Origin of the sequence: Streptomyces sp. URMC 127 (assembly GCF_051386535.1) — a bacterium.
Taxonomy (GTDB): Bacteria; Actinomycetota; Actinomycetes; order Streptomycetales; family Streptomycetaceae; genus Streptomyces.
Genome location: NZ_JBPQTW010000020.1, coordinates 49300 through 61069, shown reverse-complemented (window position 1 = coordinate 61069; position 11770 = coordinate 49300). Strand labels below are relative to the sequence as shown.

Genomic DNA, 11770 nt, shown 5'->3' with positions numbered 1-11770 from the left:
GCGGGGGGAGAGGACGCCGCCCTCGGCGGCGTCTTCGGCGGGCGCGGCGGTGTTGCCGGACATCGGACCTCCGAACCGGTTTACATAGGCAATTTCCTATTTAGGAGATCCACTATATAGGCGGCGTTTGATAGCCTGTCAACGTGAGAGAACCTGCGGAGGACAAGACGGACGTCGCCATGCTCCGGGCGCTCGGACACCCCGTGCGGCTCGGCATCATGCGCGCGCTGGCGGCCGAACCCGAGACGTGCGCCTGTGACTTCACCGAGCTCTTCGAGGTCACCCAGCCGACCATCAGCCAGCACCTGAAGGTGCTGCGCGAGGCCGGTCTCGTGGTCACCCGCCGCCGCGGCACCCAGATCTGCTACTCGGTCCGTCCCGAGGGGCTCGACCGGCTCCACGAGCTCCTGACGGCCATTCAGCCGCCCCGGCTGGCCGCCGCCGGCTGACCGCCGGGCCGGCCCCGCCGCCCGCGAGGACACCGGGGCCGGCCGCCGCGCTCACGGGTGCCTTCAGCGGACGGCCTCGAACAGTACGACGGGCGGATTGGCCGTAAAGCCCTCCCAGTACGCGGCCCCGAAGCGCTCCAGCGCCGCCCGCGGCACGTGCAGCGGCACCCACGACACATTCGCGAACCCCGCGGCCGCGAACGCCGCCTCGTACACCTCCGGCCGGATCAGGCACGTCTCGAAGGTGACGGGCGGCTCCAGCGCGGCGGTGACCCGGATCCGGGTGCCGAACGCCGAGCTCTCCAGCGGCTCGAAGGAGAAGCCGTACGGGTCGGGCCGCGGCCCGGCGAAGGAGAAGCGCGGGTTCTGCGTCACGCCGAGGAACCGCCCGCCGCGCGGCAGCCGGGCGAAGGCGCCGCGGCACATGGCCGTCAGCGTCTCCTCGTCCCGCGCGTAGTTGAGCAGGTAGGCGGCGGTCACCACGTCGAAGCGGCCGAGGTCCGGCAGGTCCGCCGCGTCCGCGGCCACGTAGCGGATGCCCAGCGGCGCCCGCTCCTCGGCCGCCCGCGCCGCCGCGACCATCTCCTGCGAGACGTCCGCGCCCACCACCCGGTCCGCGCCCAGCAGCCTGGCCTGCCGGGTGTAGAAGCCGTCGCCGCACGCCAGGTCGAGGACGTCCAGCCCGCTCACGTCGCCCAGCAGGGCGAGGAAGGACGCGCGCTCCGGGTGAACCGTGGGCAGCGACCGCGCGTCCTCCCAGCGCGCTCCGATCGCGTCGTACTGCGCAGCGGTGCGCTCTCGGGTCATGAGGGTTCTCCTCCGGTGGGCGGGAGCCCGGCCACGTCCTCCGGGCGCAGCGGAATGCGCGGCAGGTCGAGACCGGTGGCGTCCCGGACGGCGGCCGCGACCGCGGCCGGGCTGGAGATGTTCGGCGGCTCGCCCACGCCGCGCACGCCGTAGGGGGCGTGGGGGTCGGCGAGTTCGAGCACGTCGACGTGCATCGGCGGCACGTCGTGCACGGTGGGGATCAGGTAGTCGGTGAAGGACGGGTTCTGCATGAGGCCGCCCTCGGTCCGGATCTCCTCCATCAGCGCGAGCCCCAGGCCCTGCATGGTGCCGCCGTGGACCTGGCCCAGCAGGGCCTGAGGGTTGACGGCCTTGCCGACGTCCTGGGCGGTGGCGATCTCGACCGCCCGGACCAGGCCGAGCTCGACGTCCACGTCGACCACGGCCCGGTGCGCGGCGAAGGCGAACTGGAAGACCGAGTCGCCCTGCCCGGTGTGCGGGTCCAGCGGGAAGGTGGGGCGGTGGTGCCACTCCACGGTCTCCTCGACTGCCTCGTCGCCGAGCACGTCGGCCAGCTTGCACAGCACCCGGCCGCCGGCACCGGTGACCGCACCGCCGGCGAGGCCCGTGGCGGTGCCGGGCCGGCCCAGGAGCCGGTCCGCGCGCGCGAGGACGCGGGCCCGGACGGCCTCCGCGGCCGCCTTGACGGCGCCGCCGGTGACGTACGTCTGGCGGGAGGACGACGAGGGCCCGGCCGAGCCGAAGGAGCTGTCGCCGCACTCCACCGTGACCTGCTCCACGCCCAGTTCGGTCCGGGCGATCTGGGCCTGCACCGTCACCACGCCCTGGCCGACCTCGGCCGCGGCGCTGGTGACCACTGCCCTCGGCTGCCCGCCGGCGCACTCCAGCCGGACCCGGGCGGTGGAGTAGTCGTCGAAGCCCTCCACGAAGCCGACGTTCTTGAAGCCGACCGCGTAGCCCACACCGCGCACGACGGACTCCCCGCACGAGGCCGTACGGGCCAGGTGGCCGTCCCCCGGCGGCGCCGCGGCGGGCATCGGCCGGTCCCGCACCCGGCGCAGCAGTTCGGCGACCGGCGCCGGGTGGTCGAGAATCTGCCCGTTGGCCACGGCCGAGCCCTCGGACACCGCGTTGCGGATGCGCAGCTCCACCGGGTGCATGCCGAGCTCGCGCGCGAGGCGGTCCATCTGCGACTCGTAGCCGAAGCAGGCCTGCACGGCGCCGAAGCCGCGCATCGCCCCGCAGGGCGGGTTGTTGGTGTAGACGACGCGGACGTCCACTTCCGCGTCGGGGACCTCGTACGGGCCGAGGGAGCACGTCGCGACCGTGCCGGCGACGGCCGGGGAGCTGGAGGCGTAGGCGCCGCCGTCGAGCAGGATCGAGGCCCTGACGTAGACGAGCCGGCCGTCGCGGGTGGCGCCGTGCTCGTAGGCCATCCTCGCCGGGTGGCGGTGCACGTGGCCGGTGAACGACTCCTCGCGGGTGTAGCACATCTTCACCGGGCGGCCGGTGCGCAGGGCGAGCAGGCAGGCGTGCGCGTGCATCGACAGGTCCTCGCGCGCGCCGAACGCGCCGCCGACGCCGGCCAGGTGCAGCCGCACCTTCTCGCGCGGCAGGCCCAGGGCCGCCACGACCTGGTCGTGGTCCACGTGCAGCCACTGCGTGGCGACGTGCAGGCTCACGCCGCCGTCCGGATCGGGCACGGCCAGGCCCGACTCCGGTCCGAGGAACGCCTGGTCCTGCATGCCGACCTCGTAGACGCCGCGCACCACGACGTCGGCGGTGAGCGGTTCGCCGCGCGCGGCGCGGCCGCGGCGCAGCGGGACGTGGCGCAGGAGGTTGCCGCCCGCGTGCACGGCGGGGGAGTCCGGGGCGAGGGCGGCCTCGGCGTCGGTGACCGGCGGCAGCACCGCGTAGGCGACGCGGATCAGCCCGGCGGCGCGGCGGGCCGTCTCCGGGTCCTCGGCGGCCACGACGGCGACGGGCTCGCCCTCGTAGCGCACGGTGTCCACGGCGAGCACGGGCTGGTCGGCGACCATCGAGCCGTGCAGGTTGCGGCCGGGCACGTCACGGTGGGTCAGGACGGCGCGGACGCCGGGCAGGGCGAGGGCCGCGGAGGTGTCGACGGCGAGGATGCGGGCGCGCGGGTGGGGGCTGCGCAGCGTGGTGCCCCACAGCATGCCCTCCGCGCGCAGGTCGGAGGAGAAGGTGAAGGCGCCGCGGACCTTCAGCGGCCCGTCCGGGCGGGGAGCGCTGTCGCCGACCGCGCCGGGGGTGCGAGGCGTGTCCGGGGTGTACGGGGTCACGGGCGGGCCTCCGGGGCGCGCGTGCGGACGGCGGCCAGGCGGACGGCGTCGAGGATGTGCCGGTAGCCGGTGCAGCGGCACAGGTTCCCCGCGAGGGCGTCCTTGATCTCGGCCTCGCCGGGGTCGGGGCAGCGGCGCAGCAGGTCCTCGGCGGCCTTGAGCATGCCGGGCGTGCAGAAGCCGCACTGCACGGCGCCGCAGGCGAGGAACGCCTCCTGCACCGGGTGCGGGCCGTCCGCGCCGGCCATGCCCTCGACCGTCTCCACGCTCCGGCCGTGGGCCTGGGGCGCGGGCACCAGGCACGCGCACACCAGCACTCCGTCCAGGTGGACCGAGCAGGAGCCGCACTGGCCCTGCTCGCAGGCGTTCTTCGTGCCGGACAGGCCGAGGCGCTCCCGCAGGACGGACAGCAGGCTCTCCGTCCCGGCGAGGCCGCCGAGGTCGTGCCGCTCGCCGTTGACCGTCACTGTCAGGCGCACGGCTCCTCCTCCTTGCTCTTGGCGTGCAGGTGCGCGCAGTGGTCGTGCCAGGCCCGGGCCAGGGACCTGCGGGCCAGCACGGCCACCGCGTGCCGGCGGTAGGCGGCCGAGCCGCGCACGTCGCCGACGGGTGAGGCCGCGGCGGCGGCCAGTTCGCCGAAGCGGGTCAGGACGCTCTCCGGGAGCGGCTCGCGGGACTGCCACAGGCGCCGCTCGGCGAGCTCGGCGGCCACGAAATGCTCGGCCTCGCACGCGGGCCGGGGCGTGTCCGCCGCCGCGCCGATGCCGGTGCCCACCCGGCCCCGGGAGGGCCACAGCGCCACCGCGAAGGAGCAGGTCGCCACCACCAGGGCGCCGCGCCGGCCCGCCTTGGCGTAGTGCTGCGGCCCCTCGGCCGCGGGCACCCGCACCGCGCGGATCAGCTCGTCCGGCGCGCGGACCGTCCGGCCCGGCCCGGTGAAGAACTCCCGCACCGGCACCCGCCGGGTGCCGCGCGCGGCGGAGACCAGCTCCACCTCCGCGTCGCACGCCAGCAGCACGGGGTGGACGTCGCCGCCGGCCGAGGCGGTGCCGAGGGCGCCGCCCACGGTGCCGCGGTTGCGGATCTGGCGGGAGCCCACCGTGCGGGCCGCGGCCGCGAGGCCGGGCAGCGGGCCGGCCGCCTCGTCGGCGAGGCGCGTGTAGGGCACGGTCGCGCCCAGCCGGACCCGGCCCGCCGAGCGCTCCCAGCGGGCCAGGGCGGGGATCCGGGTGAGGTCGACGGCGGCGGGCGGGCGCTCCCGGCCCCGGGCGAGCCGCACCATGACGTCGGTGCCGCCGGCCACGGGCAGCGTGCCCGGGCGCGCGGCCACCGCGGCCAGGGCGTCGTCCAGGCGGTCGGGGAGGAGGAAGTCCATGGCTGCGGGCGTGCTCATCCCGCCCCCGCCTCGGCGCACTTGAGGCAGTGGAAGACCGTCCACGGCGGGTTGGCCCGGAAGTCGTCCCAGTACGCGGGCCCGTGCTCCAGCTCCCCCTCGACGGACGGCTGCACGGCGCGCCACGCGCAGTCGCGGAAGCCGGCGGCCGTGAACGCCTCCTCGAAGACCCCGGCCGGCGGCAGGTAGGCGGAGAAACTGACCCGGGGATCGGTGTGCGCCGTGACGCGGATCCGGCCCTCGTGCGCGGGATCCGGCTCCCGCTCGAAGGAGAAGCCGTACCGCTCGGGCAGCGGGCGGCCGAAGTCGAAGCCGGGGTGGGCGACGAAGGCCCGCAGGGACCCTCCGGCGCGCAGGTTGCGCGCGCAGGCGCGGGCCATCCGCTCCAGCGCCCCCGGCGAATCGGCGTAGTTGAACAGGTATGCGGCGAGCAGCACGTCGAACGTGCCGAGGCGGGGTAACTCGGAGGCGTCGTGCACCGCGTACTCGACGCCGAGCGGCGCACGCTCCTCCGCCGCCCGGCAGGCCTCGATCATCTTCGGGGAGATGTCCACGCCGAGGACGCGCTCCGCGCCGAGCCGGCGGGCGTGGCGGCTGTAGACCCCGGTGCCGCAGGCGAGGTCGAGCACCCTCTTGCCCCGGACGTCCGCCAGGAGGCCCAGCACGCTGGGGCGCTCCACGAACCGGGTGAGCGGCAGCTCCTTGGACAGCTCGTAGTCCTCGCCGATCCGGTCGTACTGCAAGTCGTCGTGCGACGGGCGCGCTGCGCCGTCCGCTGTGTCGGTCATGAGGCTCCCCACCTTCCGGAGTTGAGGACTCCAGATTCCGCCGGGGGCCGGGGCCGCAGATCACGGTGCGGGCCGTAGCCTTCCCCGGAGCAATTGGGTGCCGGTACCGAGACGACAGCCGCTGGCCCCAGCCAGCCCCCGGCGGGGCCCGGCGCGCCCGCGGGGGAGCGCCGGGCGGTGCGCGTCAGGCGCAGGACTCGGCGGCCTCGTGCTCCGGCAGGGGCGGGCACGCCGCGGCCGGGCGCTCCTCGTCGTCCGTGACCAGGCTCAGCGCGCGGCGGTCGGAGATCGACAGCTTGCGGTACACCCGGCTCAGGTGCATCTCCACGGTGCGCCGCGTCACGTAAAGGCGGCCTGCGATCTCCCGGTTGGTGAGGCCCTCCGCGGCGAGCAGCGCGGTGCGGCGCTCGGCGGGCGTGAGGGAGGCCGGGCCGATCTCGGTGTCGCGGCGCGGGCGCGCACCGGCCTCGATCATGTCCTGGCGGAGCTCCTGGACGAGGACGTGCGCCTCGCACTTCTCGGCCAGCGCGGCCGCCGCCCGCAGGTGCTCCCGCGCCTGCCGCGCCTTGCGGGTGCGCATCAGCTCGCGGCCCAGGTCGCGCAGCACCCGCGCCTCGTCGAGCGCGGCGCCCGCCTCCCGCAGCAGCTGCGCGGACTCCGCGAGGACCGCCGCCCGCTCCTCGCCGGGCCCGAGCAGGGCCGCGGCGCGCAGCGCGATGCCGACGGCGTGGGGCGCGCCGAAGCCCCGGGCGAGCGCCAGCTCCTCCCGGACCAGCCGCCGGGCCGCCTCCTCGTCACCCAGCCGGGCGTGCGCCAGAGCCGCTTCCGAACGCCACGGCCACAGCGCCGGATTGGTCCAGCCGCGGTGCAGCAGCAGCCGCCCGCACTCCTCCAGGTCGGCCAGCCCCGGCCCGACACGGCCGAGCGCGACCTGCAGCCGCCCGCGGTGGAACAGCAGCCCCGGCAGCGTGACGCCCGGCACCGCGCTCTCGGGCCCGGCCTCCAGGAGGACCCGCTGCGCCTGGTCGAGGTCTCCCGACTCGTACAGGGCGCTGCCCAGCCAGCCGCGGGCCATGGCCGAACCCAGCCACTCGCGCTCGGCCGGCTCGGGGCCCTCCTCCAGCACGCCCTGCGCCGCCTCCAGGCACGCCGTCAGACGGCCCGTGCGGAAGGCGCACTCGGCGAGGACGGCCCGGGCGAGCGCCGCGACCGTGCGCGAGCCCTCCTCGGTCGCGGCCGCGAGCAGGGCCGCGCCGTGCTCCAGGGCCTCCTCCACGGCGCCCGAGCGGGCCAGGACGAGGACGAGCCCGAGGCGCATCAGGGCGTGGTCGTTGACCGTGGCGGCCGGCTCACCGAGCGCGAGGCGGGCCTGCTGGACCGCCTCGGCCCGCTGCGTGCCGCTCCACTGCGCGCCCATCGCCTGCGCCGCGGCCTCGGCGCGCCGCACCCACGGGCAGCGGGCGACCTCGCTCAGCTGCGCGGGGAAGGACGGGGACGGCGGGCAGGCCGGCTTCGGCCGTGCGCCGCGGCCGTCGAGCATCTGCAGCAGGCCGCGCACGGCGCGGAAGCCCGCCCGCAGCTCCTTCGGGGCGCCGGAACGTTCCAGCTCGGCGGACTCCTGCTCGACGATCCGCAGGGCCTCCGGCACGTCGCCGGTCATGGCGGCGGCCTGCGCCAGGTCCAGCAGGGCCATGGCGCGGTGCTCGGTGCCGCCCTGGATGAGGCCGACGGTGCGGCGCAGCCGGGCGACCGCGGGCTCGGGGCCGTCGGCCAGCTCGATGTGGCCGAGCCGGCGCAGCAGCTCCGGCTCCTCCTCCGGGCCGCACTCGGCGAGGCCGCGCTCCAGGCAGACGCGGGCCTCCGTCAGGGCGCCGCCGGCGAGCGCCGCGTCGGCCGCGTCCACCAGCAGCCGCAGGGCCCAGCGCTCGCCCAGGGGAGCGGCGGACAGCAGGTGCGCGGTGATGCGCTCGCGGGGGGCGCTGCTCGCGTAGAGCGCCCGGGCGGCCTCCGCGTGCAGCCGGGCCCGCTCGCTGGGCGGCATCCGGGCCCGGAAGGAGGCCATGACCAGGGGCTGGGCGAAGCCGATGCCCTCCTCGCCCTCCGTCAGGACGCCCTGCTGCACGAGCCGGTGGAGCAGGTCGGCGGCCTCGCCGGCGCCGATGCCCACGAGCCGGGAGACGAGCGGGCCGCTGGCCCCGGGCGCGGTGATCGACACGGCGTCGAGGACCGCGCCGACCTCGGAGCAGCCGTCGCCGAGCCGGGTCAGGAGGGTCTCGGCGACCTCCACCGGTCCCAGGCCGGCCACGCGGTGGGCAGAGACGGCGCCCGGCACGAGGCCCGTGCGGCGCAGCTCGCGCAGGAGGGCCTGGAGCAGCAGCGGGTTGCCGCGGGTGGCCGTCCGGCACGCTTCGACGAGGGCCGGGTCCGCGAGTTCGCCGGTGAAGGAGGACAGCAGATAGGCGACGCTGTCGGCGTTGAGGCCCTGCAGCACCGCGCGGCGGTGGAAGAACGAGGCGACCCCGGCGGGCGACTCGGCGCCCTGCGCCCCGGCCCCTTCGCTCGCCGGTCCGGGGCGGTCCGTGCCGAGGGTGGCCAGCAGGAAGACCGGCAGGCCTTCCAGACGGGCCGTCAGATAGCCGAGCCAGCGCAGCGAGGGGCCGTCCGTCCACTGCAGATCGTCGATCGCGACGAGCAGGGGGGCAGCAGCCGTGGCGGCTGTGATCAGCCGGTGCACCGCGGCGGCCTGTGCGTCCCCTCTGCCCGGTCCGCCCGGTCCGCCCGGCTCCTGCTGTGCCGCGGCCGTGCCGGGCAGGCACAGCAACTGGTCGCGTATCTGGTGCAGGACGCCGTGGTCACGGCTCCGCTCGCCGGGCCTGGCGCGCGCGGAGACCGTCCCGAAGCCCCTGCTCCGGGCGGTCCTCAGCGCGGCCCGCACCAGGTGCGACTTGCCGGTGCCGATGCCCCCCTCCAGCAGCAGGCTGGCCCCCATGCCGGCCTCCGCTGCGGCCAAGGCCCCGTCCAGGGCCGTCATTTCGCTGTCGCGGCTCAGCAACAGTCTCTCCCTCCCCTCGTACCTGCCGGGCCGTCACGGCGCCCGGCCCCCGCCGCCCCCGCGGGTCAGAACCCGTCGAACACCCCGTGCCGGTGGCGCCCGCGCCAGGCGTCGGTCGCCACGCCCTTGAGCACGACGTCGACCACGTTCTCCGCGAGCGTCGCGGTCACCGGCAGGTGGCCGAAGAGCACCCGGTAGTACGTGCTTGCCGCCAGCATGTCCAGCAGCAGGTCGATGTCGGCGTCGGGGCGGATGTCCCCCCGCCGGATGCCGCGCCGCAGCGCCTCGGCCGTCGAGGCCCGGCGCGGGTGGAAGAAGCGCTCCAGGAAGAGGGCGTCCAGCTCCGGCTGGTCGGCGAGGTCGGCCACCAGGGCGGGCAGCACGCGGCGCCCGACCGCGGTGCCGAAGGCCTGGCTGAGCGTGCCGATCCCGGCGATGAGATCGCAGTGGGTGCAGCCGGTGTCGGGGGTCGGGGTGGTGCCCATCGTGGTGACCAGCGCGTCGACGACGAGGTGCTGGCGGGACTGCCAGCGCCGGCGCAGGGCGGGCTTGCTGGTGCCCGCGCGGGCGGCCACCGCCTCCAGCGTCAGGTTCCCGTAACCCGACTCGTTGAGGAGCTCCATCACCGCGGCGGGCACGGCTGCGTCGATGCGGCCGTCCCGCGGCCTGCCTGTGCGCTGCTGGCCTGCTTCGCGCTCTTCGGCCACCGCGCCGTTGGGGGTGTTCACCATGCGGACAGTATAGGTAGTCTGCTATTAATTACGTCCCGGAACGGAACGAAACTTTGGAGGCCGTTGTGTCGCAAGACGTGAACCAGATGACGGAAGGGGCCGGTGACCCGCTCGTGTCACCTGTCGCGGAGGGGGGCACGCCAGCCGCGGCCGACGCGCCGGCCGGGGGCTCGGAGAGCGTGTTCAGCGGCGCCTACCGCGCCCTGACGCTCGGCGTCATCCTCTCGGTGAGCATGGTCGCCTTCGAGTCCCTGGGCGTGGCCACGGTGCTGCCGGACATCGCCAAGGACCTCGACGGCCTGGGCGCCTACGGCTGGGGCCTGTCCGCCCTGATGCTCGCCAACATCATCGGCACGGTGGTCGCCGGCCGCGCCGCCGACCGGTCCGGTCCCGTCCGGTCGATGGGCATCGGCATGCTGGTCTTCGCCATCGGCTGCGCCGTGGCGGGCGCGGCGCCCACGTGGCCGCTCTTCCTGCTGGGCCGGGCGCTCCAGGGCCTCGGCGTCGGCGCTGTCATGAGCATGGCCTACACGGTGATCGGTCTCGCCTACCCCGAGAACCTCCGGGCCCGCATGTTCGCCCTGCTCTCCTCCGCCTGGACCATCCCCTCGCTGATCGGCCCCGTGATCGCCGGCACCCTCGCCGACTTCACCAGCTGGCGCGGCGTCTTCCTGCTGATGCTCCCCCTGATCGCCATCGCCGCCCTGCTCACCCTGCCGGGCCTGCGCCGCATCGAGCGCCCCGCCGGTGACGCCGGCAGCAGCGCCCCCGCCGGCCCCTGGTGGAAGAGCCCGCTCGCCGCCAGCATCCTGCTCACCGCCGGCACCGCCCTGCTGCTCCAGGCCCTGCTGCTGAAGAACCTCGTGCTGCTCGTCGTCCTCGCCCTCGTCGGCATCGCCGTCGCCGTGCCGACCCTGCGCCAGGTCACCCCCGCCGGCACCCTGAGCCTGCGCGCCGGCATCGGCGCCGGCATCGGCATCCGCTTCCTGCTCTGCGGCGTCTACTTCGGCAGCGAGGCCTTCCTCCCGCTCGGCCTGCAGGAGCTGCGCGGCGTCAACGCCTCCCTGGCCGGCCTCGGCCTGTCCGCCGGCGCCATCACCTGGGTCGTCGGCTCCGCCTGGCAGGCCAAGCGCGACGGCAAGGGCAACGGCCGCACCGGCAGCGTCACCCTCGGCTTCACCATCCTCTTCGCCGGACTCGTCGTCATGGCCGCGGCCATCCTGGTCGAGGCGATCCCCCCGCTCGTCTCCATCGCCGGCTGGGCCCTCGGCGGCATCGGCATGGGCATCGGCTTCAACGCCGCCACCACCGACACCCTCGAACAGGCCCCCGCCGAGCAGCAGGGCCTCGTCAGCGGCTCCCTGCAGCTCGCCCAGACCCTCGCGACCGGCCTGATCTCCGGCATCGGCGGCGCCGCCATCGCCATGGCCCACCAGCACGACTCGACCACCCGGGCCGGGCTGCTGTTCACCTTCGTCATCACCGGGGTCCTCGCCCTCGCCGGCGTCCTCGTCTCCCGGCGCCTGCGCCCCGCCCGGACCGCCTGATCCGGGAACCGCACCCCAAGGAAGGAGACCGACCGTGGAGAACGTCCTCCTGCTGGGGCTGAGCGCCCCGACCGAAGACGATCCTTACGGGGACCGGCTGCTTCGCGCCCTCTCGGCCCCCGGAGCCTCCGGCACCCGGCTCGTCGTCAGCACGGCCCCGTCCGTGCTGGCCCGGGCCGGCAGCGAGATCATCGCACCGTCGCACCCCGTGGCCGACGCGCTGCGCCAGATGGCGTCGCTCGCCGACGGCATCGTCCTCACCACGCCCGAGACGGACGGCGCGCCGCCGCATTCGCTGCGCACCCTCCTGAACTGGCTGACCTGGCCGGTCGAGGGATCCCCGCTCGCGGGCAAGCCCGTGGCCGTCCTCACCACCACCGAGGACGCCGTCGCCGAGCAGAAGCCGTACTCCGAGGTCGAGCGGATGCTCTTCACCGCCGGGGCCACCATCATCGGCCCGCGCACCATCGTGCCGCGCGTGGCCCGGGCCCTGCGCGAAGAGCCGGAAGGACAGGTCTCCTTCGGCGACCCCGGCGCGGCCGTGCGCCTGCTGTTCCACATCCACCGCACGGCCGCGGCCGCCCGGGAGAACGCCGGCCTGCCGCCCGCGGAGGACTTCCGGCCGTGGCTGCTGTGACGGCGGACGGGTGAATGCCGAAAGGCCCCGGCGGTGAGAACCGCCGGGGCCACGGTGTAC

At 75.8% G+C, this 11770-nt stretch carries 10 protein-coding genes; 3 read left to right on the top strand and 7 right to left on the bottom strand.

Translation table 11 applies throughout. The features are described 5' to 3' along the window. The first annotated feature begins 143 nt into the window (after positions 1-143). Entirely contained in the window at positions 144-449 is a 306-nt protein-coding gene (locus tag ACSNOH_RS07680) for an ArsR/SmtB family transcription factor (protein ID WP_364895604.1), read from the top strand. A gap of 63 nt (positions 450-512) precedes the next feature. Here the strand turns inward: ACSNOH_RS07680 and ACSNOH_RS07675 are convergent, their stop codons facing one another. The 7 genes from ACSNOH_RS07675 to ACSNOH_RS07645 all read right to left on the bottom strand — a co-directional run bounded on the left by ACSNOH_RS07675 (position 513) and on the right by ACSNOH_RS07645 (position 9526). Continuing rightward, positions 513-1256: a class I SAM-dependent methyltransferase gene (locus tag ACSNOH_RS07675; protein ID WP_436720445.1), complete on the bottom strand. Its 744-nt coding sequence runs from the start codon at positions 1254-1256 to the stop codon at positions 513-515. Then, positions 1253-3562, bottom strand: a complete 2310-nt coding sequence (pucD, locus tag ACSNOH_RS07670) for a xanthine dehydrogenase subunit D (protein WP_436720444.1) — start codon at positions 3560-3562, stop codon at positions 1253-1255. The genes ACSNOH_RS07675 and pucD overlap by 4 nt, the downstream gene beginning before the upstream one ends. Then, positions 3559-4041: a (2Fe-2S)-binding protein gene (locus tag ACSNOH_RS07665; RefSeq protein WP_436720443.1), complete on the bottom strand. Its 483-nt coding sequence runs from the start codon at positions 4039-4041 to the stop codon at positions 3559-3561. Before ACSNOH_RS07665 ends, pucD begins: the two co-directional genes overlap by 4 nt. Beyond that, positions 4032-4937, bottom strand: a complete 906-nt coding sequence (locus ACSNOH_RS07660) for an FAD binding domain-containing protein (protein WP_436720447.1) — start codon at positions 4935-4937, stop codon at positions 4032-4034. The genes ACSNOH_RS07665 and ACSNOH_RS07660 overlap by 10 nt, the downstream gene beginning before the upstream one ends. 14 nt (positions 4938-4951) lie before the next feature. Further along, a complete protein-coding gene (locus ACSNOH_RS07655) occupies positions 4952-5743 on the bottom strand; it encodes a class I SAM-dependent methyltransferase (RefSeq protein WP_436720442.1) in 792 nt (263 codons plus the stop codon). A 184-nt stretch (positions 5744-5927) separates the two neighbouring features. After that, positions 5928-8795 carry an AAA family ATPase gene (locus ACSNOH_RS07650; protein WP_436720441.1) on the bottom strand — a complete coding sequence of 956 codons (2868 nt, stop codon included), beginning with the start codon at positions 8793-8795 and terminating at the stop codon, positions 5928-5930. A 65-nt stretch (positions 8796-8860) separates the two neighbouring features. After that, positions 8861-9526, bottom strand: a complete 666-nt coding sequence (locus ACSNOH_RS07645; RefSeq protein WP_436720440.1) for a TetR/AcrR family transcriptional regulator — start codon at positions 9524-9526, stop codon at positions 8861-8863. Positions 9527-9591: 65 nt separating this feature from the next. Here ACSNOH_RS07645 and ACSNOH_RS07640 point away from each other — a divergent pair, with 65 nt between their 5' ends. Both ACSNOH_RS07640 and ACSNOH_RS07635 read left to right on the top strand, forming a co-directional pair. Continuing rightward, entirely contained in the window at positions 9592-11073 is a 1482-nt protein-coding gene (locus ACSNOH_RS07640; protein WP_436720439.1) for an MFS transporter, read from the top strand. 34 nt (positions 11074-11107) lie between these two features. Beyond that, positions 11108-11710, top strand: a complete 603-nt coding sequence (locus ACSNOH_RS07635) for an NAD(P)H-dependent oxidoreductase (protein WP_436720438.1) — start codon at positions 11108-11110, stop codon at positions 11708-11710. The last annotated feature ends 60 nt before the right edge of the window (positions 11711-11770 follow it).

Bases quoted from the DNA above. Each gene is read 5' to 3' on its own strand.
- ACSNOH_RS07645 (WP_436720440.1), bottom strand. From the start codon at position 9,526: ATGGTGAACACCCCCAACGGCGCGGTGGCCGAAGAGCGCGAAGCAGGC.
- ACSNOH_RS07675 (WP_436720445.1), bottom strand. From the start codon at position 1,256: ATGACCCGAGAGCGCACCGCTGCGCAGTACGACGCGATCGGAGCGCGC.
- ACSNOH_RS07655 (WP_436720442.1), bottom strand. From the start codon at position 5,743: ATGACCGACACAGCGGACGGCGCAGCGCGCCCGTCGCACGACGACTTG.
- ACSNOH_RS07660 (WP_436720447.1), bottom strand. From the start codon at position 4,937: ATGGACTTCCTCCTCCCCGACCGCCTGGACGACGCCCTGGCCGCGGTG.